The organism is Alcanivorax sp. MD8A (assembly GCF_002888555.1).
Classification (GTDB): Bacteria; Pseudomonadota; Gammaproteobacteria; order Pseudomonadales; family Alcanivoracaceae; genus Alcanivorax.
Genome location: NZ_AQOQ01000013.1, coordinates 76,624 through 101,267, shown reverse-complemented (window position 1 = coordinate 101,267; position 24,644 = coordinate 76,624). Strand labels below are relative to the sequence as shown.

23 protein-coding genes are annotated in these 24,644 nt (G+C 56.5%); 7 read left to right on the top strand and 16 right to left on the bottom strand.

Going from position 1 to position 24,644, the window contains the following annotated elements:
* Nucleotides 1-139 precede the first annotated feature (139 nt).
* Nucleotides 140-1,024, top strand: coding sequence for an HTH-type transcriptional activator IlvY (gene ilvY, locus A15D_RS09065; RefSeq protein ID WP_022986775.1), 885 nt, complete (start codon nt 140-142; stop codon nt 1,022-1,024).
* 74 nt (nt 1,025-1,098) lie between these two features.
* Here the strand turns inward: ilvY and ilvN are convergent, their stop codons facing one another.
* Together ilvN and A15D_RS09055 are read right to left on the bottom strand one after the other, a co-directional pair.
* The gene (gene ilvN, locus A15D_RS09060; protein WP_022986407.1) at nt 1,099-1,590 is read right to left on the bottom strand and encodes an acetolactate synthase small subunit; all 492 of its coding nucleotides are present in this window, start codon (nt 1,588-1,590) and stop codon (nt 1,099-1,101) included.
* A complete protein-coding gene (locus A15D_RS09055) occupies nt 1,590-3,311 on the bottom strand; it encodes an acetolactate synthase 3 large subunit (RefSeq protein ID WP_102791673.1) in 1,722 nt (573 codons plus the stop codon). Before A15D_RS09055 ends, ilvN begins: the two co-directional genes overlap by 1 nt.
* Before the next feature lie 459 nt (nt 3,312-3,770).
* On the opposite strand from A15D_RS09055, the gene A15D_RS09050 reads away from it, so the two are divergent.
* Nucleotides 3,771-4,232 (top strand): DUF4124 domain-containing protein, encoded by a 462-nt coding sequence (locus A15D_RS09050; RefSeq protein WP_102791660.1) that lies wholly within the window; start codon nt 3,771-3,773, stop codon nt 4,230-4,232.
* An 89-nt stretch (nt 4,233-4,321) separates the two neighbouring features.
* Here the strand turns inward: A15D_RS09050 and clpB are convergent, their stop codons facing one another.
* The 3 genes from clpB to rluD form a co-directional block, all read right to left on the bottom strand.
* Nucleotides 4,322-6,907, bottom strand: coding sequence for an ATP-dependent chaperone ClpB (gene clpB, locus A15D_RS09045; RefSeq protein WP_102791659.1), 2,586 nt, complete (start codon nt 6,905-6,907; stop codon nt 4,322-4,324).
* A 254-nt stretch (nt 6,908-7,161) separates the two neighbouring features.
* Nucleotides 7,162-7,914, bottom strand: coding sequence for a peptidoglycan editing factor PgeF (pgeF, locus tag A15D_RS09040; protein ID WP_102791658.1), 753 nt, complete (start codon nt 7,912-7,914; stop codon nt 7,162-7,164).
* A 74-nt stretch (nt 7,915-7,988) separates the two neighbouring features.
* Nucleotides 7,989-8,963, bottom strand: a complete 975-nt coding sequence (gene rluD / locus A15D_RS09035) for a 23S rRNA pseudouridine(1911/1915/1917) synthase RluD (RefSeq protein WP_102791657.1) — start codon at nt 8,961-8,963, stop codon at nt 7,989-7,991.
* 56 nt (nt 8,964-9,019) lie between these two features.
* On the opposite strand from rluD, the gene A15D_RS09030 reads away from it, so the two are divergent.
* Nucleotides 9,020-9,832, top strand: a complete 813-nt coding sequence (locus A15D_RS09030; RefSeq protein WP_102791656.1) for an outer membrane protein assembly factor BamD — start codon at nt 9,020-9,022, stop codon at nt 9,830-9,832.
* A 130-nt stretch (nt 9,833-9,962) separates the two neighbouring features.
* On the opposite strand, the gene A15D_RS09025 is transcribed toward A15D_RS09030, so the two are convergent.
* Entirely contained in the window at nt 9,963-11,588 is a 1,626-nt protein-coding gene (locus A15D_RS09025) for an NAD+ synthase (RefSeq protein WP_102791655.1), read from the bottom strand.
* A gap of 149 nt (nt 11,589-11,737) precedes the next feature.
* Here A15D_RS09025 and A15D_RS09020 point away from each other — a divergent pair, with 149 nt between their 5' ends.
* Genes A15D_RS09020 through A15D_RS09010 form a run of 3 tightly spaced genes read left to right on the top strand, consistent with a single transcriptional unit; the run spans nt 11,738 to nt 14,918 of the window.
* Nucleotides 11,738-11,977: a PP0621 family protein gene (locus A15D_RS09020; protein WP_022986415.1), complete on the top strand. Its 240-nt coding sequence runs from the start codon at nt 11,738-11,740 to the stop codon at nt 11,975-11,977.
* Complete coding sequence (locus tag A15D_RS09015) at nt 11,967-13,520, top strand: PAS domain-containing sensor histidine kinase (protein ID WP_102791654.1); 1,554 nt, start codon at nt 11,967-11,969, stop codon at nt 13,518-13,520. The genes A15D_RS09020 and A15D_RS09015 overlap by 11 nt, the downstream gene beginning before the upstream one ends.
* A gap of 12 nt (nt 13,521-13,532) precedes the next feature.
* On the top strand, nt 13,533-14,918 hold the full coding sequence (locus tag A15D_RS09010; protein ID WP_102791653.1) for a sigma-54 dependent transcriptional regulator: 1,386 nt from the start codon (nt 13,533-13,535) through the stop codon (nt 14,916-14,918).
* On the opposite strand, the gene A15D_RS09005 is transcribed toward A15D_RS09010, so the two are convergent.
* Nucleotides 14,867-15,958 carry an FAD-binding oxidoreductase gene (locus tag A15D_RS09005; RefSeq protein ID WP_102791652.1) on the bottom strand — a complete coding sequence of 364 codons (1,092 nt, stop codon included), beginning with the start codon at nt 15,956-15,958 and terminating at the stop codon, nt 14,867-14,869. The two genes, A15D_RS09010 and A15D_RS09005, sit on opposite strands and share 52 nt — an antisense overlap.
* Before the next feature lie 98 nt (nt 15,959-16,056).
* Between A15D_RS09005 and A15D_RS09000 the strand changes: the two genes are divergently transcribed.
* Nucleotides 16,057-16,572 (top strand): GspH/FimT family pseudopilin, encoded by a 516-nt coding sequence (locus tag A15D_RS09000; protein ID WP_158245795.1) that lies wholly within the window; start codon nt 16,057-16,059, stop codon nt 16,570-16,572.
* On the opposite strand, the gene A15D_RS08995 is transcribed toward A15D_RS09000, so the two are convergent.
* The 9 genes from A15D_RS08995 to lspA all read right to left on the bottom strand — a co-directional run bounded on the left by A15D_RS08995 (nt 16,569) and on the right by lspA (nt 24,591).
* Nucleotides 16,569-17,018 (bottom strand): type IV pilin protein, encoded by a 450-nt coding sequence (locus A15D_RS08995; RefSeq protein ID WP_102791650.1) that lies wholly within the window; start codon nt 17,016-17,018, stop codon nt 16,569-16,571. The two genes, A15D_RS09000 and A15D_RS08995, sit on opposite strands and share 4 nt — an antisense overlap.
* 14 nt (nt 17,019-17,032) lie before the next feature.
* Nucleotides 17,033-20,062, bottom strand: coding sequence for a PilC/PilY family type IV pilus protein (locus A15D_RS08990; RefSeq protein ID WP_102791649.1), 3,030 nt, complete (start codon nt 20,060-20,062; stop codon nt 17,033-17,035).
* 9 nt (nt 20,063-20,071) lie between these two features.
* Nucleotides 20,072-20,611 (bottom strand): PilX N-terminal domain-containing pilus assembly protein, encoded by a 540-nt coding sequence (locus A15D_RS08985; RefSeq protein WP_102791648.1) that lies wholly within the window; start codon nt 20,609-20,611, stop codon nt 20,072-20,074.
* Entirely contained in the window at nt 20,608-21,342 is a 735-nt protein-coding gene (locus A15D_RS08980) for a PilW family protein (RefSeq protein ID WP_102791647.1), read from the bottom strand. The genes A15D_RS08985 and A15D_RS08980 overlap by 4 nt, the downstream gene beginning before the upstream one ends.
* Entirely contained in the window at nt 21,339-21,860 is a 522-nt protein-coding gene (pilV, locus tag A15D_RS08975; protein ID WP_233192188.1) for a type IV pilus modification protein PilV, read from the bottom strand. The genes A15D_RS08980 and pilV overlap by 4 nt, the downstream gene beginning before the upstream one ends.
* The gene (locus tag A15D_RS08970) at nt 21,860-22,333 is read right to left on the bottom strand and encodes a GspH/FimT family pseudopilin (protein WP_255407672.1); all 474 of its coding nucleotides are present in this window, start codon (nt 22,331-22,333) and stop codon (nt 21,860-21,862) included. The genes pilV and A15D_RS08970 overlap by 1 nt, the downstream gene beginning before the upstream one ends.
* 267 nt (nt 22,334-22,600) lie before the next feature.
* The gene (ispH, locus tag A15D_RS08965; protein ID WP_102791645.1) at nt 22,601-23,536 is read right to left on the bottom strand and encodes a 4-hydroxy-3-methylbut-2-enyl diphosphate reductase; all 936 of its coding nucleotides are present in this window, start codon (nt 23,534-23,536) and stop codon (nt 22,601-22,603) included.
* 97 nt (nt 23,537-23,633) lie between these two features.
* On the bottom strand, nt 23,634-24,104 hold the full coding sequence (locus A15D_RS08960; protein ID WP_102791644.1) for a peptidylprolyl isomerase: 471 nt from the start codon (nt 24,102-24,104) through the stop codon (nt 23,634-23,636).
* Nucleotides 24,097-24,591, bottom strand: coding sequence for a signal peptidase II (lspA, locus tag A15D_RS08955; RefSeq protein WP_102791643.1), 495 nt, complete (start codon nt 24,589-24,591; stop codon nt 24,097-24,099). The genes A15D_RS08960 and lspA overlap by 8 nt, the downstream gene beginning before the upstream one ends.
* Nucleotides 24,592-24,644 lie beyond the last annotated feature (53 nt).

Sequence of the window (24,644 nt, the reverse complement as noted above, 5' to 3'; positions counted from 1 at the left end):
CTGGCTCTTTCTGGGGGTGAAGAAAACGGTGGCGAGGCCGATGGTACGGCCCCGAACAGGCCAGCCACTCTAGGCTATCTGTCGCATTGCGTAAAATGATATATTTGAAACATTGCATTGCGATTAAAGAAACAAAGCCATGGATACCAAACCCCTTCGCCTGTTCCTGACCCTGGCAGACACCCTGCACTTCGGCCGGGCCAGCAGCATGTGCCACGTGAGCCCCTCCACGCTCAGCCGTACCATTCAACAATTGGAAGACGAGCTGGGAGCCGCGCTGTTCTACCGGGACAATCGCAGTGTCACGCTGACCCGCGAAGGGCAGCGTTTTCAGGAATATGCCCGCGACACCCTCACCCGCTGGGACAACCTGCGCCACGCCTTGCAGGAAGACCGCCGCGTGTTACAGGGGGAGTTGAGCCTGTATTGTTCGGTGACCGCCAGCTACAGCTTCCTGTATGACCTGCTCAGCAGTTTCCGCCACCAGTACCCGCGAATTGAACTCAAACTGCACACCGGGGACCCGGCACAAGCCGTGCACCGGGTGCAGCAGGGCGAAGAGGATATCGCCATCGGCGCCAGGCCCGACCACCTGCCAACCGGGATTGCCTTTCGCCCCATCGCCCGCTCGCCCTTGCTGTTCATTGCCCAGGCCGGGCAGGCCCAACTGGCGGAACACCTCAGCGGCACCGCCAGCAAAAGCGCCTGGGAAGACACCCCCATGATCCTTTCTGAAGAAGGCCTGGCCAGGGAACGCGTGGATCGGTGGTTTCGGCAACTGGGGGTCAAACCCCATATTTATGCTCAGGTCGGCGGCAACGAGGCCATCGTCAGCATGGTGAGTCTGGGGTTTGGGGTCGGGGTAGTGCCCAAGATTGTGCTCGACAACAGCCCACTGGCAGGACGCACCCGGACACTGGACGTCCAACCCGCTCTGGCGCCCTATGAAGTGGGCCTCTTTACACAGGAGCGCCGCAAGGAAGAACCGCTGATTAACGCTTTCTGGTCACAGGTGGCCGAATGACGCTTTCGCGCAACACACCGCCCACAAAAAAGCCGCTCTAACGTGAGCGGCTTTTTTGTGGGCGGTGTGAGTCTTTACAGGCTCAACACCTTCTCACCCCGGGAGATCCCGGACACACCGGAACGCACCACTTCCAGTACCTGGGTTTCCCCAATGGCACCGATAAAGGCATCCAGTTTGTCAGAGGCACCCGTCAGCTGGATGGTGTAGACGGTACTGGTCACATCCACGATCTGGCCACGGAAGATATCCACACTGCGCTTCACCTCGGCACGCTGAGCGCCGGTGGCCTTCACCTTGATGAGCATCAGCTCACGCTCGATGTGGGCCCCTTCGGTCAGGTCAACCAACTTGACCACCTCGATCAGCTTGTTCAGGTGCTTGGTGATCTGCTCAATCTTCAGGTCATCACCGAAGGTGGTCAGGGTCAGGCGAGACAGGGTCTTGTCTTCCGTCGGGGCCACCGACAGGGTGTCGATGTTATAGCCACGCTGGGAGAACAGACCGATGACCCGGCTCAGGGCGCCAGGTTCGTTTTCCATGAGGATAGAAATAATTCGACGCATCAGGTCCGCTCCGTCTTGCTCAGCCACATGTCGCGCATGGAACCGTCAGCAATTTGCATCGGGTAAACGTGCTCGGTGGGGTCAACATAGATATCCATGAATACCAGACGATCCTTCAGGGCGAAGGCTTCGTTCATGGCCCCTTCCAGGTCCTCGAACTTGGTCACCTTCATACCCACATGGCCGTAGGCTTCTGCCAGGGCCACAAAGTCAGGCAAGGACTCCATGTAGGACTGGCTGTGGCGGCCACCGTACTGCATGTCCTGCCACTGACGCACCATGCCCAACGCCTGGTTGTTGATGTTGATGATCTTCACCGGCAGGCCGTACTGCAGGCAGGTGGAGAGCTCCTGGATGTTCATCTGGATAGAGCCTTCACCGGTAACACACGCCACCGTGGCCTCCGGGAACGCAAACTGCACACCCATGGCCGCTGGCAGACCGAAACCCATGGTGCCCAGACCACCGGAGTTGATCCAGCGACGAGGCTTGTCGTACTGGTAGTACTGGGCCGCGAACATCTGGTGCTGCCCCACATCAGAGGTCACATAGGCATCGCCGTTAGTGGCCTTATACAGCGCCTGGACCACCTGCTGGGGCTTCATGGGACCGTCTTCGTTGGTCTCATAGCGCATGCCATGCACCTTGCGCCAGCCGGCAATTTCTTCCCACCAGCGCTCCAGCGCCTTCTGGTCCGGCTCGCCACCGTGCTCATCCAGCGCGGCCAGCATTTCTTCCAGCACCTGATCTACCGGGCCAACGATGGGGATATGCGCCATCACGTTCTTGGAGATAGTAGCCGGGTCGATATCGATGTGGATGATCTTGGCACCCGGGCAGAACTTCTTCACATTGTTGGTCACCCGGTCGTCCAGGCGCGCACCCACGGCAAGAATCACGTCGGAATTGTGCATGGTCATGTTGGCTTCATAGGTGCCATGCATGCCCAGCATGCCCACGTTCTGCTTGTCCGTTCCCGGGAAACCGCCAAGCCCCATCAGGGTATTGGTCACCGGGAAGTTAAGACGATGCGCCAGCGTGGTGAGCAGTTCGCTGCCCTCCCCCTGCACCACACCACCGCCGGCATAGATGACCGGGCGCTTGGCTTTCATCAGCTCTTCCACCGCCTTGCGGATCTGGCCGGAATGGCCACGGCTGACCGGTGCGTAGGAACGCATCTTCACTTTCTTCGGGTATTCGTAGGGGTTCTTCACGTTCGGCGCGGTCTGATCCTTGGGGATATCAACCAGTACCGGGCCGGGGCGGCCAGTGGTGGCAATATAGAACGCCTTTTTCATGATCTCCGGGATGTCTTTGGCATCACGGACCATGAAGCTGTGCTTCACCACCGGACGGGATACGCCGATCATGTCGGTTTCCTGGAAAGCGTCATCGCCAATCCAGTCGGAACGGACCTGCCCGGACAACACCACCATGGGAATGGAATCCATGAACGCCGTGGCCAAGCCGGTAATGGCATTAGTGGCACCCGGACCAGAGGTCACCATGACCACGCCCGGTTTGCCGGTGGCACGGGCATAGCCGTCAGCCGCGTGGGTCGCAGCCTGCTCGTGACGCACCAGAATATGGTTTACCTTGTCCTGCTGGAACAGGGCATCATAAATGTGCAGTACGGACCCTCCAGGATACCCGAAGATGTACTCCACCCCCTCGTCTTGCAACGCACGGACCACCATTTCCGCGCCGGATAACATTTCCACGGTTGCTACCTCAAAATCAGAATGCATAACCCCTGCTTCCCGATACCGGGGGCAGGACGACGTTGCTGGAGACCTGCAGAGAGAACGCCATAGTTGGGCATTCTGAAGTCCCGTCGGAGGTGGCCGACGCAGACGCAGGCAGAGAGGCAAACAGGAGGCGCTGAATTCAGGGGGAGAAGACGGAGCTACCCCGCAAGAAAACAGAATCCTCCGGAGGCTCCCACAGCGGGACGAGAGTGCAGTGATACTGCTGACCGGACATCGCGGTAACGATGCCCCGGGTCCCGGCCACACATTTACCGGTAAGCAAATGCGGGTCCCGATCTCCGGAAAGACTCAATTTTGTCAGAAATGTGCGACGATTCAAAGCCCTTGGTCGGGCCGGGCTTGCAGAAATGCCCCGTCCCGGTTCATGCTAAAGTCTTACGGACTCCGCAAAACCATAAGAAGACCGACACTATGACCAGATTCAGCCTGTTCTTTGGGGGCGCCTTGCTCACCCTTGCCAGCGTCAGCTCCGCGGCCAAGTTCTACAAGTGGGTCGATGACAACGGGGTGACCCATTATGACGCCGCGCCTCCCCAGGGGGTGCAGGCCACCGAGATCAATACCCGCACCAATGCCAGCTCCGATCAGGACAGCGCCATTGACGCCCTGAATGCCAAACGCGAAGCTGCGGCGCGCGCCAAAGCCACCGCCGAAAAACAGGCGGAAGAAGAGAAACGTCTGGAAACCGAGCCTGAAGCAGTGGCCCAGGAACGTTGCGAACAACACCAGCAGAACCTGGATACCCTGAAGAACAAGCCCATTGTACGCCGCCAGAACCCGGACACAGGCGAAATGGAAGTACTCGACCAGGAAGCCAAGGACAAGATGATTGAGGAAACCCAGGAAGCCCTGGGCAAGTGTCAGGCAAGCTGATAGCGGCGTCTGTTCCTCCAAACAGTCCGCCAAACAGAAAGGCCGCACTCAGTGCGGCCTTTCTGTTTGGCAACCCCCGGTCGAGTCACTCAATGGGAAAAATGGAACTGCTCGCCCTCCACATCGACCCGAACCAGATCGCCCGCAGCGTACTCGCCTCGCAGTAACGCCTGTGCCAGAGGGTTTTCCAGCTGCTGCTGAATGGCCCGCTTGAGAGGCCGAGCGCCGTAGACCGGGTCGAACCCTGCATCCACCAACTTGCCCAAGGCGGCATCGCTGAGCTCCAGACGAATCTCTCTCTCCGCCAAACGCTTGCGCAGGTACTCCAGCTGGATGGAGGCGATTCCCTTGAGCTGGTCTTTCTCCAAGGGGTGGAACACCACCGTTTCGTCCACCCGATTGATGAATTCAGGGCGGAAATGATTGCCCACTACCTCCATCACCGCGGACTTCATGGCCTCGTAATCTCCACCACTGGCCAGGGTCTGAATCAGATCCGACCCCAGGTTGGAGGTCATCACCACCACCGTATTGCGGAAATCCACCGTACGGCCCTGGCCATCGGTCAGGCGACCATCATCCAGCACCTGCAACAGGATGTTGAAGACATCCGGGTGGGCCTTCTCCACCTCGTCCAGCAGCACCACCGAGTAAGGCTTGCGACGCACCGCTTCGGTCAGGTAGCCGCCTTCTTCATAGCCGACATAGCCGGGAGGCGCCCCCACCAACCGGGCCACGGAATGCTTCTCCATGAATTCGGACATGTCGATACGCACCATGGCTTCTTCGGTATCGAACAGGAAGTTGGCCAGTGCCTTACACAGCTCGGTCTTGCCAACCCCCGTGGGACCCAGGAACAGGAAACTGCCGTTGGGACGATTGGGGTCAGACAACCCGGCACGGGAACGACGCACCGCGTTGGAAACGGCTTCCACGGCTTCGTTCTGCCCCACCACCCGGCCATGCAGGGCCTCTTCCATGCGCAGCAGCTTGTCGCGCTCGCCCTCCAGCATCTTGGACACCGGAATCCCGGTCCACTTGGAAACGACCTCGGCAATTTCCTCGTCGGTAACCTTGTTACGCAGCAACTGGTTCTCGGTCTGGGCCTGCTGCTCTTCCTGGTCCTGAGCCGCCTGCACCTTCTTCTCCAGATCCGGGATCACGCCGTACTGCAGCTCGGACATACGATTCAAGTCACCCGCCCGGCGCGCCTGCTCCAGCTCTACACGGGCCTGCTCCAGCTCCGCCTTGTACTCCTGGGCACCCTGCAAGGCCGCTTTTTCCGCCTGCCAGATTTCTTCCAGGTCGGCATACTGTTTTTCCAGTTCGTCGATGTCGCCTTCGAGCTTTTCAAGACGCTTCTTGCTGGCCTCGTCTTCCTCTTTGCGCAGGGCTTCACGTTCCATCTTGAGCTGAATCAGACGACGATCAAGACGGTCCATTTCTTCCGGCATGGAATCAATTTCCATGCGGATACGACTGCCCGCCTCGTCAATCAGATCGATGGCCTTGTCCGGCAGCTGACGGTCGGTGATATAGCGGTGACTCAGACGCGCCGCGGCAATGATGGCGCTGTCGGTAATGTCCACACCATGGTGCACTTCGTAGCGCTCTTTCAGGCCACGCAGAATGGCAATGGTGTCTTCCACGGTGGGCTCATCCACCTGCACCTTCTGGAAGCGACGCTCCAGGGCGGCATCTTTTTCAATGTACTGGCGATACTCATCCAGCGTGGTCGCCCCGACACAATGCAGTTCGCCGCGGGCCAATGCGGGCTTGAGCATGTTGCCGGCATCCATGGAACCTTCGCCCTTGCCAGCGCCGACCATGGTATGCAGCTCATCAATGAACAGGATGATGCGCCCCTCCTGCTTCGCCAACTCGTTGAGCACCGCCTTGAGGCGCTCTTCGAATTCACCCCGGTATTTGGCACCGGCGATCAGCGCCGCCATATCCAGCGACAACACCTGCTTGTCCTTGAGTCCCTCCGGCACCTCGCCATTGATGATGCGCTGGGCCAAGCCCTCGACGATCGCGGTCTTGCCCACACCGGGCTCACCGATCAGCACCGGGTTATTCTTGGTACGACGCTGCAACACCTGGATCGTGCGGCGAATCTCATCGTCGCGGCCAATCACCGGATCGAGCTTGCCGGACTCGGCGCGCTCGGTGAGATTCACGGTGTATTTATCCAGTGCTTCGCGCTTGTCTTCTGCGTTGGGATCATTGACCGTTTCCCCGCCACGCACTTCCGCGATCTTGGCCGCCAGCACCTTCTTGGTCACACCGGCGTGCTTGAGCAGCTTGCCCAGCTCACCGTTATCATCACAGGCCGCCAGCAGCACCACCTCGGAAGAGAGATACTGGTCACCATTTTGTTGGGCTTCACGGTCGGCCAGGTTCAACAGCCGGCCGGTGCCTTGCCCCATCTGCACATCACCATTGAAATTGCTCACCGTTGGCAGTTTGTCCACGGCCATGTTGAGCGCGGTCACCACATCCGCCGTATTGGCTCCGGCTTTTTCCAGCAGGGGTTTTGCCACGCCCCCCTGCTGCTGCATCAGTGCCAGCATCAGGTGAACCGGTTCAATAGTGCTATTGCCCTGCCCCACGGCCAGGGATTGCGCATCCGACAGGGCTTCCTGCAGCCGCGCAGTGAGTTTGTCCATTCGCATTCGTAAACGCTCCTATCCGGTCGTGACCCGCAAAAGGACTCCCTGACGGCAAGCCCAGCGCGATCACCGGTTATCAATCAACTGATAGAGAGATGGGTCCGATTGGGCCAAACACAAGGGCAGTTAACAGCTCGCGATCGGGGTTAACGTATTGTGAACGCTTGGAGGCCGCGACCAAAGGTTGGGCGCGGCCACCAACCTTTTAAAACCTGACAAGCGCTCTCGCGCCGCTGTTAACTGTTCACTATTCACTGTTAACTGCCTTCATCCAGCCATATCAACGACGCAAACCGCCCCGTCTCACCTTCCTTGCGGTAGGAATAGAAACGGTTCAGGTCGCAGGCGGTGCAGAGGTCTCCGCCCTGGACATCGGTGACGCCGAGGGCGGCCAGTTCGATCATGGCGGCATGGGCCACGGAGAACCGCCAGTGGTGAGGCGTCGCGTCTTTCTGGAAGGCGGGTTTGAAGGCGGCGTTGCTATCGACGAACGCGCGGTAGACCTCGTCCCCCACCTGATAGCATTTGCCACAGATGGCAGGGCCCAGCCAGGCGCTGACCGGCTCGCCATTGGGCGCGATGCTGGCCAGACCTTCGCCAACAATGCCTGCCTGCAGCCCCCGCCAGCCGGCGTGCACTGCGGCCACTGCGGTGCCATCCGTACGCGCCAACAGCACCGGCAGGCAGTCAGCGGTAAGCACCACACAAGGCCACCGTTGCTGGTCGGTCCAGACACCGTCGGCCTCGTTATCCTGCTCGCCTGCGCGGATGACCCGCTTGCCATGCACTTGCCAGAGCCACGCCACCGGGTGGTCAGCATCCAGGTGCTTTTCCACGTAGTGACGGGCCTGTTCCACGCGTGCGGGTTGGTCACCGCAGTTCAGGCCCAGATTGAAACCATTCCAGGGTTTGGGGGAGACGTTGCCGGCACGGGTCGTCACCGCCGCACGAACCGCAGGATGAGGGTGCCAGTCAGGCCATAACCATTGATCGCGTTCGGGAAAGTCCATCGGGAAGCCTCGGGCAGACAGTGAAAACCCCGTACCGGGATGGCAGATGGAGAGCGCCTGCGGCGATGGCCACCCTATGGCTCGTCTTTGGCGTCGCGCTCCAGAACCGAAATCAGGGCCTGCATATCATCCGGCAGCGGTGATTCGAACTCACAATATTCGCCACTGGCAGGATGAATCAAGCCAAGTTTGCGGGCATGCAGCGCCTGACGCGGAAACCGCCGCAGCGCCTGGCGCAATTCCTCGCTCGCCCCCGCCGGAAACTTGAGGCGGCCGCCGTAGAGCGGATCGCCCACCAACGGATAGTTGCGGAAGGCCATATGAACGCGGATCTGATGGGTCCGGCCGGTCTCCAGCTGCACCTGGATTCGGGTGTGGGCACGGTAGCGGTCCATTACCCGGTAATGGGTGACCGCATTCTTGCCGCCTTCCTTTAATACTGCCTGCTTCTTGCGATCCACCGGATGGCGCCCCATGGGGGCATCGACTTTGCCGCCACCGGTCATCACTCCGACGGCAATGGCTTCGTACTGGCGGAACAGGCTCTTGTCCTGCAGCTGGGAGACCAGACTGGTATGGGCCTCCAACGAGCGCGCCACCACCATCAGCCCGGTGGTGTCCCGGTCCAACCGGTGAACAATACCCGCTCTGGGCAGACTGTTAAGCCGCTCATCATGGTGCAGCAAGCCGTTAAGCAGGGTGCCATCAGCGTGGCCCGCTGCCGGGTGCACCACCAGGCCTGTGGGCTTGTTGATGACCAACAGGTCCTCGTCCTCGTAGACGATATCCAGCTCGATGGACTGAGGCTGGTCCTCCAGCTCAGGCTCGATCACCACCTCCAGACTGAGGGATTCATTGCCGGTGAGCTTGTCCTTGGGCTTGGCCTTGTTGCCGTTGACGGTGAGTACGCCGCCCTTGATCCATGCCTGCAGGCGCGAGCGGGAGAAGCCATCAAACAGTTCGGCAGCGGCCTGATCCACCCGCTGACCCGCCTGTTCTGCCCGCACCTGCTCGGTACGTTGAATTTTCTCGCCGCCAAGATGTCCCATGATCCAACCTGTGTTTAAATGTGACCCGCTATTGTAACCCGTTCAACGAGGAAAGAATGCCACGCATTTTCTGGCCCCTGCTGTGTTTGCTGTTGCTCGCTGGCTGCGCCACCAAGGAACGCCCTGAGCTCACCGAAGCCGACCAGTACCGTGAAGCCCACGAATCGATCGAGTCAAAGAACTACCTGACTGCCATCGATGAACTGAAAGAGCTTGAGGCACGTTTCCCCTATGGCGACTATGCCGAGCAGGCGGGTCTGGACCTGATCTACGCCAGTTACATGGCCGTAGACTACCCGGCCACGGTGGTCGCCGCCCAACGTTTCATGCGCAATTACCCCGCCCATGCCCGGGTGGACTATGCGTTGTACATGCGCGGCCTTGCCAATTTCAACATGGAAAAAGGCCTGTTCGACAACCTCGTCACCTCTGATAAGTCCGCACGGGACATGGATGCCGCCAAGGATGCCTTCCGGGATTTTGAGCGGCTGGTGACCCGCTTCCCGGACAGCGAATATGCACCGGATGCGCGCTCGCGGATGGTCCACATTCGCAACCAGCTGGCTCGCCAGGAATTGCATGTGGCCCGCTACTACGCCCGCCGCGGCGCCATTGTCGCCTCTATTAACCGGGCCCAGTATGTCGTGAAGCACTACCAGCAGACCCCTGCGGTAGAGGAAGCGCTGGCGATCATGGTGAAAGGCTATGAGCGCCTGGATTACCCCAAGCTGGCAGAGAAAAGCCGCAATGTGCTCGCCCTGAACTTCCCCGACAGCGACTATCTGGGCAAGGACAAACAGGTGGATCTGGCCTGGTGGCCGGATGAAGACAATGGTCTGCTGAGCCTGCTGACCTTCGACTTGCTTTAAAGCTACAAGCTACAAGCTACAAGCTACAAGCTACAAAAAAGGGTGGCCCCGGCCCACATTCGGCACCCCCCTTTATGGGTTCTGTTTTTTGATTTTGATCTTCCTTGTAGCTTGAGGCTTGCCGCTGTCCTTAGTCCCCCGGCCGCCAACCGTTGGTGATCGGATAGCGCCGGTCCTTTCCAAAGGCACGGCGACTGACCCGGGGCCCCACCGCAGCCTGACGGCGCTTGTACTCATTGCGGTCGGTCAGTTTGACCACCTTGTAGACGTTATCACGGTCGAACCCATCCCGAATCACCGCTTCCGCACTCATGTCCTGCTCCACATAGCGCTCCAGGATCGCATCCAGCTCGTCGTAATCGGGTAGCGAATCACTGTCGACCTGATCCGGCGCCAGCTCCGCAGAGGGCGGGCGGGTGATGACCCTGTCAGGGACAATTTCCATCCCTGCCTTCTGGTTCCGCCAGCGACAAAGGCGATACACCATGGTCTTGAAGACATCCTTGAGGACGGCAAAGCCACCGGCCATGTCCCCGTACAAGGTAGCGTAACCCACTGCCATCTCGCTCTTGTTACCGGTGGTGAGAACCACCGAGCCGCTTTTATTGGACAGCGCCATCAACAGCACCCCACGACAACGGGCCTGCAGGTTTTCCTCGGTAGTGTCCTTGGCCAACCCCTCGAAAGCCTCGCTAAGAATGCCCATAAAGCCGTTAAAAGCAGGCTCAATAGGCATCACGCGATATTTCACCCGCAATGTGCGCGCCTGTTTTTCGGCATCTTCCAGACTCCAGGCCGAGGTATAGCGGAATGGCATCATGACCGCTTCTACCCGCTCTGGGCCCAGCGCATCGACAGCAACCGCCAGAGTCAGGGCCGAATCAATCCCCCCGGACAACCCCAGCAACGCCCCCTTGAAACCGTTCTTGTTGACGTAATCGCGAGTGGCGAGCACCAGCGCCTGGTAAATGCTTTCCTCAAGCCCCGGAACGGGCAACACCTCGCCGACCGGTTCGCAGTGCCCATCCGCACATTGCAGGTCCACGGGTACCAGCGCCTCATTAAAGCTGGCCCCCTGCACACAGCGCTCGCCCTTGCTGTTACAGACAAAAGAGGCGCCATCGAACACCAGCTCATCCTGGCCCCCGACCAGGTTGCAATACAGCACCGGCAGACCAGTTTCACGACTGCGGGCCTCGACCTGCTCCAGACGCTCCGCCACCTTGTTGGCCCGGAACGGCGAGGCATTGAGGTTGAGCACCACATCCACGCCCGCCTGCTGCAACTGCGCAGCAGGCTCGGCATGCCAGATGTCCTCACAGATGGTCAGCCCCAGCGTCCACCCCTGCAGCTCAAAGGTGCAGGGTTTGTCGCCTCGCTGAAAGTAACGCTTTTCATCAAACACCCGGTAATTGGGCAGGTGTTGTTTGAAATATTCGTGCCGGGGGCCTTTGTCTCCCGGGAAAATCACCCCTGACGCATTTCGGCGTAAACCATTACGCACCGCAGGGTAACCCAGCACGACGGGGACAGAGACTCTGGCGCCGATCTCCGCCAGCGCTTCATCCACACGGCTGTTCAGGCTGGGGCGCAGCAGCAGATCCTCTGGCGGATAGCCGGTCAGCATCAGTTCAGGAAACAGCACAAGGTCCGCCCCCAACAAACGCCGGGCTTCATCTGCTGACGCAATAACCCGCTGGGCATTCCCTTCGATATCCCCCACCAGCGCGTTCTGCTGGGCCATGACTATTCGCATTTCAAGACCTGCTTTTCAGACTATTGGCCCGATCCGGCCACGATCGCCCCACCCTGTGCGGGCCGAGCTTTCCTCAAATGAGCGCTGATTGTACTCTTTAGCCAGCAATCCATGAATGCACCAACCAGCATAAAAACAAGGGGACAAGGATGGGGCTGATTCGCCTGCTGATCATCGCTGCACTGATATACCTTGCCTGGCGAGTGGCAAAACGCCTGCTTGCCGGCCCGCAAGGCAAACCACCGGCGACGCCAACCCAGTCCCAGAACATGCTGAAGTGCCAGCAATGCGGTGTCCACGTGCCCGCCAACGAAGCCTTCAGTCACAACGGCAAGCACTTTTGCTGCCAGGATCACCAGCGCCAGTATCTGGAACATCATGAATCCTAATCAACGTTGGACCCCGGCCCGCATCTATAACGTTTACCGGATTGCGATCGCCTGTGTGCTGATGTTTCTTCACTTTGCCCCAGAGATCCCTCTGGTCGGGAAGCATTCGGCTACACTTTTTGAAACCACCGTATTTCTTTATCTTGGCCTTACGCTTGCATCCACAACCCTGGATTTTCGCCGTAACTCGCGAGCCTTCCCAAACTGGGCGCAACCCACCGCACTCATCACTGACCTGGTGATGCTCACACTGGTCGTCCATGCCAATGGAGGCCTGGAGGGCGGCCTCGCCGTTCTGCTTCTGGTGACTGTCGCTGCGGGAAATATTTTGCTACGAGGCCGCCTTGGCTTCCTGATTGCTGCACTGGCAACGCTCTCTGCCATGTTTGAGCAATTCTATTTCTCGATTCAGGAATCTACTGCCTCACCTTTTCTGCTTACCGAATCCGGGTTACTTGGCATTGCCTTCTTCATGGTCTCGCTGATTATTCAGCAGATCTCTCAACGATTGGAACATAGCGAAAGGATTGCCCAACGGCAGCGAGTCGCCATTGAAAGACTGGAAGCGCTCAACCAGCAGATTGTTCAACGCATGCGAACCGGCGTCATGGTGTTTGACGAGAAACACCAAATCCTGATGTCCAATCAATCTGCCAACAACATGTTTGCCACTCCCATGCTGGGAAAGCGCCTGCCACAAGCATTGAGTAGTCGCCACGAGCGCTGGCAGGAAAACCCTCTTCTTCCTTCCTCCTCTCTTCGGGTCTCAGAGCAAAGTCCGGTGCTCAACCCCCGCTTCGCCAGACTCGATACTGGCCATGAAGATCTGACGCTACTTTTTCTGGAAGACTCTGCCAAAATTGCCCAGGAAGCCCAGCAAATGAACCTGGCCTCACTGGGACGACTATCCGCCACTCTTGCGCACGAAATTCGCAACCCCTTGAGCGCCATCAACCACGCCACCGATCTGCTGATCGAGGGCGACCCTTCGGATGAAGACAAACATCTCCTTAAGATCATCAGCAACCACGTCAGCAGGGTGAACAGCATTATCCATGATGTTCTTGACCTTTCCCGCCGAGGAAAAGGGAATGCAGAGCGCTTCGATCTATCAGGCTTCCTGCAGCAGATGCAGGAACGCTGGCAGATTGAAGGCCTCTCTGATCGGGTGCAACTCAAGTGTATTTCCGATGTGGAAGTACGCTTTGACCCAAATCAGTTAAATCAGGTCATCGATAATCTAGTGACGAATGCACTACGTCATGGCGGCGAAACATGCCAAGTCAGTCTTAACTGCGGACAACACGATCAGACCGGACTTCCCTGGCTGAGAATTAGCGACAACGGTAACGGAATCAGTGCCGAAGTCGCCGCTATCATGTTTGAGCCTTTTTATACCACCGCATCGGATGGCAATGGACTTGGACTCTACCTGTGTAGAGAACTGTGTCAGGCAAATCAGGCAAATCTTGAGCTTGAGGAAAGCAAGTCTGGGGCCTGCTTTGTGATAACCTTTGCCCACCCGCACCGACAATTTCAATAACAGGTCAGAATTATGAGCACCGCAGCCCCCCATGTGCTGGTAGTCGATGATGAAGCCGATCTTCGAGAACTTTTGGTGATTACGCTTGGCCGCATGAAGCTAAAAGCAACGGCTGCAGACTCCCTCTCCAGTGCACTTGATGAACTCAAAAGCCAGAGTTTTGACCTCTGCCTGACAGACATGAATCTTGGCGACGGCACTGGCCTGCAGCTGCTGCAGTTTATTTCCCAGCAGTGCCCACAAATGCCTACCGCTGTCATCACAGCCTACGGCAATATGGAAACAGCCACCGACGCAATGAAGTATGGGGCTTTCGACTTCATTGCCAAACCTGTCGCACTAGACCGTCTTCGCCAGCTGATTGAGGACGGCCTGGGCATCAATGCTGTCGAGGAACGCAGTGAAGATGAAGATAACCTGATTGGCGAAGCACCAGCAATGAAGGCCCTGAAGCTTCAGGTCCGCAAACTGGCCCGCAGTCAGGCCCCCATTTATATCAGTGGCGAATCCGGAAGCGGCAAAGAACGCATAGCACGCCTGATTCACAGCATGGGCCCACGACGGGAAAAACCTTTTGTAGCCGTTAACTGTGGGGCAATCCCCTCCGAGCTGATGGAAAGTGAATTTTTCGGCCACCGCAAGGGCGCATTTACCGGTGCGGTAGAAGACCGCAAAGGGCTGTTTCGTGAAGCCGATGGAGGCACCCTGTTTTTGGATGAAGTCGCAGACCTGCCTCTGCACATGCAGGTGAAATTACTCCGAGCCATACAGGAGAAATCCGTTCGACCGGTCGGGGAGGCCAAGGAGTTTCAGGTCAACTTGCGTATTCTGTGTGCGACCCACAAAGATCTCGCTTTCGAAATGCAGGAGGGGCGCTTCCGACAGGATCTTTTTTATCGACTGAATGTTATTGAAGCCCATGTACCTCCGCTACGAGACCGTCAGGACGACATCCCTGCTCTGGTCGATCATATTCTCGACCGACTCAGCAAGGCGTGGGACATTTCCGCACCAGAAGTCAGCAATGCAGCAATGAAAACACTGTCCAGCTACCCCTTCCCCGGAAACGTAAGGGAACTGGAAAATACGCTCGAACGGGCCCTCACCCTGTGTGATGGCACCTTGATTGACAAGGAACATCTGCGACTTCAGGACGCCCCAATCACTGCTGCCAACACCAGTTCCTCACAGAATGACGGCGCTATTCCCTTGCGCCCATCACAACAGCCCCTTGAAGATTTTCTGCAAGACATCGAGAAAACCGAAATTCTTAAAGCCCTTGATACTACCCACTGGAACCGTACGGCCGCGGCCAAGAAACTTGGCATGACATTCCGGTCGCTGCGTTACCGGCTCAAGAAACTGGGTCTCGACAGGGATGATGAAGGCAGTGAGTAGGGTTCCGGGTCAATGAAAGGAGCCTCGCCACACATCATCTGCGCAATAAGCCTCGCACTGGCCGGCGCTGCCACAAGCCCGTTCCTGTAGTGTCCCGTTGCTGCGTAAATCCCGTTATATCCCGGCACCCCACCAAGATAGGGATGATCTCTATCACTGCCCGGTCGCACACCAGCCCAATGGTTCGCTGGCTTGATTTTCGCCAACGACGGACACAAGCGCTCAGCCAGCGCCTCAAGTTGATAACGCCCTGCAACAGTTGGGCACTGGCTGGAATCCCCCATTCGTAAGGTCGATCCCACCAAGACCGAGCCATCATTTCGTGGGATAAGATAACCCGCTTCGGTAAGCATAACGGCAGGAACGCTATCCATGACCGTTTGATAACGCAGCATCTCGCCCTTCGCAGGAAACAAGGGCAGTGTGATACCCAGAGACTCCAACAATCCTGAGGACGCATACCCGGCGCTCAGCAAGATTCTGCCAGAGGACCAGCGTCGTCCATCACAGGCATACACCGTACCTCCGGAAGGCTCTGGCCTCAGCCGCTCAATCACCGCATTTTCAAACTGCACGCCATGGCGATTGAGATGGTCCCTCAACAGTTTAAGCAGACCCGGATTATGAATATTTCCTACCGATGGGAAGTACAGCCCTTCAGAGGGCAGCCCAGCCGCCATGACCGAAGCTCCAGAGGCCTGTTTACACGACACCCCCCATGCGTCCGCCCATTCTTTCGCCCGGCTCATCTCACCAGCTGAAACCTCGACCCACAACCCACCTTTGTGCACCAGAGGCTGGCTTTCACCGAGCTGACAAAGGATTTCGTCATATCGTGAGGGCGCATCGACCGTCAAACGGTTCATGGCGCTGGAATATCGCCACGCATAAAGAGGTGAGAGGATGCCACCGCCCGCCCAGGATGCCGGCTTAACCGCATCCGGTGCGTCGATGAGAGTGACAGAGAACTGCCGCGCTGTAAGCTCCAGCGCACTGAGCAAACCGACAATTCCCCCACCGATGACTAGCACATCCGCCATGGTTACTACCAACAACAACTGACAAAGAAAGACGCAACAGTAGCACAACCCCGGGCCCCGTTCCCCATTAGGCTAGTGTTTTCAGACCAGGAGCCATGATGAACGCCCTCCGTTTACGCCGCTTTCACCAAGGGTTTACGTTGGCAGAACTGATGATAACTCTCGCCGTGGCAGCTATTGCTCTTGGCGGTGCCAGCCACGCTTTTAATGACATGCTGCCACGCTACCGTGTCAGTTCAGCGGCAGCCATGATGCATGGCCTGATCCGTAAGGCTCGCGCGGACGCCATCTCCCACGGCAACCAAATGATCTGTGACGGACTCCATGGATGCGGACACTTTGGCAGCACTCGGCTTATCTGGGTTGGTTACGACAAAAATGGTGATAACCAGCTCTCCGACACGGAAATCCGGGAACAGTATCAATTGCCATCAGGTACACAGTTGGTATGGAGACGCTTCAAGGGTAATGCCTTGAAGTTCCATAATCGGGGAAATGCTCATTTCCAAAACGGGAGCTTCTATATTTGCAATAAAATTGCCGCCAGGCGGATCGTCATGAACTGGATTGGCCGCCCCCGAGTAGAGGATGCCAATCCAGATGACTGTGATTAGTCGTCTTTCCAAGACGGGTCAGTTCCGATCGTGCAAGAGCTTTTCTTGATGCAGCTCTGCCCTTCACTGTTAAGTGCCATAAACTCTGTATCGCTCATCAGCCCCTTTGGCTGAGCAGTCAACAAGTACTGTTGGCTTCCTGCTCCTTGCACTGTGATTGTGACTTTGTAGTACTCACTTTTTGACAAGCTGGGCGCCAAGGTCGAGAGTTTTCCATCCGCGTCCTTGTAGGAAAAGTTTTTGGCCCGGTAACGCTCCAGCGCCCCGGCAAGCTCCATCATTCCACCCTGCGCTTCAGCCTGCCGGGTTCTCTCAACATACTTGGTGTAGCTCGGATACCCGATGGAAGCCAGAATGGCTATCACCACCACCACAATCAGCAGCTCAATCAGCGTGAATCCACGCTGATTGAGGGGCCCAACTACCTGACGCGTTGCTGTATTCATACGTTTCCTCGCTATCAGGGCGCCTTGAATTCATTGGCCTGGGTTTTATCCATTTGGTACCAGCGGCGCTTACGCAAGTGGTCATAGCCCAATTCCGTATCGTCGATCACCTCTGTCCCTACGACAACATGGACATTGCCATCACCGTCGGTTACGAGAACTGGGGTCGGGGGAGGCGTTGTCTGCTCCAACTCTTCACGGCGATCAGTGGGAACGGTACCGTCATTGTTATTCGGCACTGGCTGGGAAGTCTCAATACCAACCGTATGCAGATAAGCCTTGCCGTAAGTCACAGAGCAGGGATTCTCCTCATCCACTTCTTGCTTGGGCTCGTAGGTGGTGAAACGCAACACATTATTAAACACAACAGGTGAGGCCAGCGACTTCTCCCCTTTCTCGAAGAAATAATACCAGCCCATTTCATCCTTCTTCGGCGTCCCACTGGTAACATTGGTCATATCGGACAGAGACACATCCTGCGGCGCCTCCCCTGTCCCCGTCATTGCCGTCTTGTCCTTCACGACAAAAATACCGTCTTCAATATTCTCGTCCAGCGGATGCGTCCGATAACCCGAACCAATGGCCACATACAGCGTCTTCACACCGTCCTCATTCAAATAGACAACCGAAGGCGCCTCATAGAAACGCCGGTTGCCCGTCGCACCACTACCTCCAAGACTGGCGAGCCTGCTCACCTTCATTTTTTTACCGCCGGTCTGATCGATGTCGACACGGAACAGCTGGCCACCTAAATCGCCGAAATACAGGAAGTCGGCCACGCCATCAAATTCCTTATCAACAACAGCAATACTGCTGGGAATAGACCATTTCATATTGGCATTATTGGTATCAGCTCCACTATCGCTTGCCGACCAGATCAGATCACCAGAGCGGGCGTCAACAATATAAACCGCATTACCCATGGCATCGCCATTTCCTCGAGACTGCCCCTGCTTGCCATCATGTGCGAGCGGGTCATACCCACCACCAAAAATCAACACGGGCACGATATCACCACCCACCGGTATTTGCGTCAGTGTTGGCGTTGACCAGGTCTGGCCAAGGTTATCGAAGTTGCCACTGCCGCCCGAAATCTGCCATTTCAGCGATGGACTATTCACATTACCGACATCAAGCGCATAGTATTCACGACCACCACGCCGCATCCCCCCATAAAGGAAGACATCAGCAGGGGCCGCATCAACGGTATCCCCGGGGCGGCGCCAGGCCACCCAGCTACCGTCCAGCCCGTAGGTCTGGCGCTCATTGCCATTTAGCAACCCCTGCCGCTCGACGGTATATTCATTTGCCTTGCTGAAGAGCTCATACGGCATAAACGCAAACTTCTCTTCACCATCTTTCGCGTCAATCGCATGCAGCATGCCGCCATTATTGGAAACGAACACCACATTGTTTTCACTGTCGCCACCGTAGTTCACCATCAGAGGAACACTGTGAAGCGGATCCCCCCACATGGTCTGCAGCTCAGCAAACAGGTCTTCGTAAACTTCATCTGGTGTCGCGTTATCCAGACCAACACTCGCCTTGCTCAAACCGGTTGCCCCGGGGTCATTCCAGTTCACCTGACGAGTGGCACCTCCCGCAGTGGTATAAAACAACTTGCGAGAAACAACCTCCTCACGTGCCCCACCCAGTTTGGCATCATAGCCATCGACATTGTCGCTCCAGTAGCTCTGCGAGAACTCCTTGAAGAACCCGGTATCGGGATCGACGGCGTCACTGCCTACCTGATCTTTAATGACTCCATCCTCAAGCTTGTAACGCTTGAGGTTACCTTCCCAGTAGCTGTTTTCGCTGGGTTCAAAAATGGAGTAGTACAACTGATCAAGATGCTGGAAGCGGTTCATCTGGTTGATTGCCACCCCCGGCGCAGCGATTGAGCGGGAGCGCTTGTCAATCAAGTCGAAGATATCAAGGAAGGCACTGGCAAGAGATTCTGCATCAGACGCAGTATAGGTCCCATCGGCGCCATCAGTGGAGACCGATTCCATATTGGAACGGTTATCGTCCATATACAGCCCCACATTGTAGGTACTGATATCATAGTTCCCATGAAGATAGTTGGAGATAACACGCTGACAATCGTAGGAAGAACCATTCCCGGAGCAGGGAAGGTTAACATCATTGGCTTCACCATCAGTAAACAGAACGATGTGATTACTTTCGCACTGGTTTGACAGATTGCGCGGCGATACATAGTTGCCATTATCAGCAACAATCGGCTCTTCGCGCTTACAAGTGGTGGTTACATCACATTGCTGTTCGGTTCCGACATACTGGTATTTTTGGTATTCATACTCGCGACAGCGGCGCCCACCACGTACACATTCCTGCCGGCAATCCCAGTCACGAGTATTGCACCGCTGACCATCAGGCAATGCGACCCAGTCATAACGGGCAACATCCTGACAGGTAGTGCTTTCTTCGTACTCCAGACAGACACTTTTCGTGTTGTCATCATCAGAATCATTGCCATAAGAGGTATAACTTTGCGGGGAGACACCAATCATGTAGCGCCCAAGCTCCCAATACGCCTCAGCGGTCGGGGTACTGCCGTATGGGGAGCCTTGGTTCGACCCACTTGAAGAATCGCCAGCCGAATTCAGTGCAGAAACCGTATCCTTGAATACCCGCTTGGTAGAAGAGTCAATGTCAGTTACCGGCAAAAGAATATGCGCGCCACAGGTGTTGCGCCCACCATTACAGTTGTACCCTGCATTAAAACGCCCCAGCCCCATCTTTACATCAGAGGGAATGGAATCAATCAACACATGCATCGCATCTTCAAGCATGTTGATACGACGCTTGTCAGCATCGCTACACCAACCGTTTGAAGAGTTCTGACACCACCGCATACTGCCCGAGGTATCCAGGAGCACCATCACGTTAGCAGAAGGCGTATTCTGGCTATTATCTGCCTTCGCCTGGGAGTAATAAATTTCCGTATCGTCTGCATAAAGTGTTGTTGGCGCCAAAAAAACAGCCATCAAAAGAAGCAGATATACCTTTGCTGAATTCTTCATGTCCCCCTCCTACTCAATCTCTGACCCTGGTTTAATCCCACGCTTCAGGGCCTCCTGAAGGTGGTGATTGTCCAGGTTAAAACTGCTCATCTGGCTCTCACCAAGCATTGCGATCTTATAATCCACAAAAATCGCACCACCGCCCGTAGTACTGATCTGTGAGCCTTCCACAGGCTCATATCCATTCAGTCGACTGGTTGACTCTGACTTGAGCAAAGAGCGCGAATCCAGATAATCTGCCGCCTGACACACACCTTCTTTGCTTTTGTTTTTTCCGGACACACAACGCTGTATCATCGCGTCACCAGCAAGATTGCCGTAGAGATCCTCGCCGCTCATTGCGTTCAGCTCTCGATACACCTCAGTGAGCGCTGTCTCTGCTGCCTCGAATGTCATCGCATCAGCCTGGGTACCTGTCGCTACCTTGGCGGAGAACACACTGGACTTCATGGCAGAAATACCCAGTATTGACACCACCACCAGAATCATTAGCGCCACCATCAAGGCGACACCTTGCTGCCGTGCCCGGCCATGGATAGAGATAGTCATACCGCATCCCAGTTGTAGTTACGCAATTTCACCGTCGACATAAATACCCGTCGCACGGCCTTGTCCTTCGGCTCGTTAATTTCTTTTGTCAGTACAAAAAACGTCTTGCTTCCATCGCCTTCAGGAAGAGAACCACTCTCTTCCTTCAGCAGCAAAGCGAAACGTACAGCGATCACCGGGTTCGCCCCTTGCGCCCCCGCCTCGACATAGCTACTGACATTGGCATAGCCATCGGGGTTCTGGTCTATGCCATAAAGAACCTCAAACGCTTCGACATCCGTCAGCAGCACAACACCTGCGCCACCAGTCAGATTCCCCTGACAAACGAGCTCATTGTCATCGTTTACGTAATATGTATTCACAATCTCAGTCATGACGGAACCAGCCAAAGCTCCGCCCTCACAGTCGGCCGTCCCGTGATACGAGAGCGTAAGCCGATCTGCATTTGCTCCGTTGTCAGAGCCGGGAATAGCACCGGTTGCAGTAAATCGAACTCCCTTGTCAAAGGTCGAACCCACACCTGCCATCTCAAGTCCTGTGCGACGCAGATCCCCAACAAGGAAACGGACAAAAAGCTGGCCATCCTCCTGAACACGGGAGAGAGTTTGCTGCAAGGCAAACGATTGTTGATTTGCCAGAAACAGTTGCAATGCAGCCCCTGTAATCAGCAGACCCAGCAACATCGCCACCATCAGTTCAACAAGACTGAAACCCAAGGCGTTCTTTTTCATCTCGCCACCTCCAGAACCACGCATTCGGTGCCTTCATCGGTGACAACCCCGCCAGCATCAAAACAGGTCTGCGGGGTCTGGTCATTCCAGCTAACAGCAACACAACTTACCTGATCTGAATGCTCACACTCATCCACTGCAATCATTCCCCCAGGCAACAAATTTGCCGCTTGCCAGGCGAGCATACTCACATCCCACTCTGCAATTTCATCCGCAGTACAAACCTTGTTGATGCAATCATTAAGATCTGCAGGTTTCACTCCCGGCTCCATACTTGCTTTTGGCCAAGAGCTGGCATCGGTATAGGTATCCATTGCGGTTTCATTAGCCAGAAAGCGCTCAAGAGCATCTTGCGCCAGCAGGGTTGCCTGAGCCCGACTATTGGCATCTTCAGCTGCCTTCAGTGCAGTCAGCTGCATCCCCGCATAACCGAGCACCCCAATGGCCAACACCAGCAGTGCAATCATGACCTCGATCAGCCCTACCCCGGATTGTCTCTTCATCCGTGACTTTTTCATCAGCTACAGCTCTTCGTCTCGTTGGTAATTTTTCCAAAAGGCGAGATGGTGATCTCCCTCCCCTGCTCACCGGTGCGGTCATCGCAAAGCGTGAACTTCACTTCACCTGCAGAGGTGATACCGGAGCTACGGAACTCGATCTGATTCAGCGCAGCATCGGGAACAACAGCAGATGAGCCTTGAGGGCGAAACTCCTGATTTTTTTCGGAGGTAATATCTGCAGGGTATTCAATCTGCCAACCGCCAGCCCAGTTTTGCCCCTCTATCGGCTTCAGAGTCACAGTGGTTCTCAAACTAACCGCTTGCATGCGGGCAGTATTCACCGCCGTGATGAAGTCGGCCGCAGTTGCCCTGATTGCGCCACGGGCATGGAAGTCATTGAAAGCTGGGACCGCAATGGCCAGCACAATGCCTGCCACCAGCATTGCCACGACCAGCTCCACAAGCGTAAATCCCGACTCTAGCCGGCTCATTGCTTTGTTCCTCATCCCTGCCCCAACAGTTGTTCTAATTCGACACGGATACCACTTTAGCAATGGCCCACGGGTCATCAATCGAATGGAGACCAGTGGAGTCTTGGCGGCTCTGAACGGTATAAGCTGCTGAAAAATAATGATTTTTGGTACTTTCGGGTGTGACAGCACTCACACTTTAATCGTAGACCAGTGCCATTACATGCCTAGCCAAAAGAATTAGATGCAAAAAGATGAGTATGAACGGCCAAAAACCGCAGACAGGCGTTACGGACGTAACGCCTTGGGCATGGAGAAACGGATATTTTCTTCGCGGCCGGGGATTTCCTGTGCCTCTTCGCCGCCATACGACTTGAGGGTCGCGATCACTTGCTGCACCAGATCTTCCGGGGCACTGGCACCGGCGGTAACACCGACAACCTTTTTGCCTTCCAGCCAGGCCTTGTCGATCTGGCTGGGCTCATCCAGCAGGTAAGCCTCGGCACCACAACGCTCGGCCAGTTCGCGCAGGCGATTGGAGTTGGAGCTGTTGACGGAGCCGACCACCAGCACCAGGCCGCACTCCAGTGCCAGCTGGCGAACAGCGTCCTGACGGTTGGTGGTGGCGTAGCAGATATCTTCGCGCTTGGGGCCGTGAATAGTGGGAAAGCGCGCCCGCAGGGCATCAATCACCTTGGCGGTATCATCCACACTCAAGGTGGTCTGGGTCACGAAGGCCAGCTTGTCCGGGTCGCGCACCTGTAGCGCAGCCACATCGGCTTCGTCTTCCACCAGATAGATATCACCGCCATGGGAGCGATCGTACTGCCCCATGGTGCCTTCCACCTCAGGGTGCCCTTCATGGCCGATCAGAATGCTTTCACGGCCTTCGCGCGCGTAGCGGATCACCTCCATATGCACTTTGGTGACCAGCGGACAGGTGGCATCGAACACCTTGAGGTCACGCCGCTGCGCCTCCTGCTGCACCGCCTTGGAAACACCATGGGCGCTAAAGATCACAATGGCATCATCCGGCACTTCATGGAGCTCCTCCACAAATACCGCTCCACGCTGACGCAGATCTTCCACCACATAGCGGTTGTGAACGACCTCGTGGCGCACATAGATGGGCGGGCCGAACACTTCCAGAGCCCGGTTGACGATGTCGATGGCGCGATCCACCCCGGCACAGAAGCCACGGGGGTTGGCGAGACGAATTTCCATAAGGCAGTGAACAGTTAACAGTGAAGAGTTAACAGCAAAAGGCTGATGCTACGAGTCTAACGGTTAATCCTGACACATTCACGGTTCGTGAGAGGCATCAATTCAATGTCACCGGCTGCTCCGGGGCATAGCGTTCCACCGCGATGATTTCCACCTCAAAGGTCAGGTCGCGGCCTGCCAAGGGGTGGTTGAAATCCACATAGACCCAGTCATCCTCCACCCGGCTGATCACGCCCGGCAACTCACCGCCAGCCGCATCGGCAAAGCTCAGCACCATGCCCGACTCCAGGGTGTCGTACTGAATGAAGGTCTCACGCGTGAAATGCTGTACGTTTTCCTCGTTGTACTCACCGAAGGCTTTTTTCGCCTCCAGGAATACGCTGCGCTTGTCGCCAGCCTTGAGACCGCGAATGGAGTTCTCAAAGCCGGGCAGCAAGGACTCATCGCCCCACACGAAGGCCGCCGGCTCACCGCCGAAGGTGGAGTCCATTTCCGTGCCATCCATCAGGCGCACCGCAAAGTGCAGGGTGACCCGGGTTTCCGGGCCAGCGCGAAGAATCTCAGTCATGGCGCTTTTTCGCTCCCAGCAGCATGTCCAGCAAAATCAGGCCAGCACCAATGGTGATGGCCGTGTCAGCAATATTAAAGGCAGGGAAGTGGTAATCGCCCCAGTAGAAGTCCAGGAAATCCACCACATGTCCCAGCACCAGGCGGTCGTAGAAGTTACCCAGCGCACCGCCAAGAATCAGTGAAAGCGCGACACCCTGCAGGGTTTCCGCCCTGGTCAACCTCGCCAGCCAGATCAGGATCATGACCGAGGCCCCCACCGCGATGGCCGTGAAGAACCAGCGCTGCCAGCCACCGGCATCCGCCAGAAAGCTGAACGCCGCGCCACTGTTGTAGGCCAGCGTCAGATTGAAGTGCGGGAACACGTCCAGTCGCTCATACAGGGAAAAACGATCCACAATCATATGCTTGGTGATCTGATCCAGCACGATCACCACCGCGCTGAGCCATAGCCACACCAACTGGCCGGGAATCTTCGATGAGGTCATTTGTTTTCTACCGGGTTCATTCGCAGGGCACTGTAATGGCGGAGAGGGGCTGA

Coding starts and splice junctions, on each gene's coding strand:
- ilvY (WP_022986775.1), top strand. CDS start 140: ATGGATACCAAACCCCTTCGCCTGTTCCTGACCCTGGCAGACACCCTG.
- ilvN (WP_022986407.1), bottom strand. CDS start 1,590: ATGCGTCGAATTATTTCTATCCTCATGGAAAACGAACCTGGCGCCCTG.
- A15D_RS09050 (WP_102791660.1), top strand. CDS start 3,771: ATGACCAGATTCAGCCTGTTCTTTGGGGGCGCCTTGCTCACCCTTGCC.
- clpB (WP_102791659.1), bottom strand. CDS start 6,907: ATGCGAATGGACAAACTCACTGCGCGGCTGCAGGAAGCCCTGTCGGAT.
- pgeF (WP_102791658.1), bottom strand. CDS start 7,914: ATGGACTTTCCCGAACGCGATCAATGGTTATGGCCTGACTGGCACCCT.
- rluD (WP_102791657.1), bottom strand. CDS start 8,963: ATGGGACATCTTGGCGGCGAGAAAATTCAACGTACCGAGCAGGTGCGG.
- A15D_RS09030 (WP_102791656.1), top strand. CDS start 9,020: ATGCCACGCATTTTCTGGCCCCTGCTGTGTTTGCTGTTGCTCGCTGGC.
- A15D_RS09025 (WP_102791655.1), bottom strand. CDS start 11,588: ATGCGAATAGTCATGGCCCAGCAGAACGCGCTGGTGGGGGATATCGAA.
- A15D_RS09020 (WP_022986415.1), top strand. CDS start 11,738: ATGGGGCTGATTCGCCTGCTGATCATCGCTGCACTGATATACCTTGCC.
- A15D_RS09015 (WP_102791654.1), top strand. CDS start 11,967: ATGAATCCTAATCAACGTTGGACCCCGGCCCGCATCTATAACGTTTAC.
- A15D_RS09010 (WP_102791653.1), top strand. CDS start 13,533: ATGAGCACCGCAGCCCCCCATGTGCTGGTAGTCGATGATGAAGCCGAT.
- A15D_RS09005 (WP_102791652.1), bottom strand. CDS start 15,958: ATGGCGGATGTGCTAGTCATCGGTGGGGGAATTGTCGGTTTGCTCAGT.
- A15D_RS09000 (WP_158245795.1), top strand. CDS start 16,057: ATGAACGCCCTCCGTTTACGCCGCTTTCACCAAGGGTTTACGTTGGCA.
- A15D_RS08995 (WP_102791650.1), bottom strand. CDS start 17,018: ATGAATACAGCAACGCGTCAGGTAGTTGGGCCCCTCAATCAGCGTGGA.
- A15D_RS08990 (WP_102791649.1), bottom strand. CDS start 20,062: ATGAAGAATTCAGCAAAGGTATATCTGCTTCTTTTGATGGCTGTTTTT.
- A15D_RS08985 (WP_102791648.1), bottom strand. CDS start 20,611: ATGACTATCTCTATCCATGGCCGGGCACGGCAGCAAGGTGTCGCCTTG.
- A15D_RS08980 (WP_102791647.1), bottom strand. CDS start 21,342: ATGAAAAAGAACGCCTTGGGTTTCAGTCTTGTTGAACTGATGGTGGCG.
- pilV (WP_233192188.1), bottom strand. CDS start 21,860: ATGAAAAAGTCACGGATGAAGAGACAATCCGGGGTAGGGCTGATCGAG.
- A15D_RS08970 (WP_255407672.1), bottom strand. CDS start 22,333: ATGAGCCGGCTAGAGTCGGGATTTACGCTTGTGGAGCTGGTCGTGGCA.
- ispH (WP_102791645.1), bottom strand. CDS start 23,536: ATGGAAATTCGTCTCGCCAACCCCCGTGGCTTCTGTGCCGGGGTGGAT.
- A15D_RS08960 (WP_102791644.1), bottom strand. CDS start 24,104: ATGACTGAGATTCTTCGCGCTGGCCCGGAAACCCGGGTCACCCTGCAC.
- lspA (WP_102791643.1), bottom strand. CDS start 24,591: ATGACCTCATCGAAGATTCCCGGCCAGTTGGTGTGGCTATGGCTCAGC.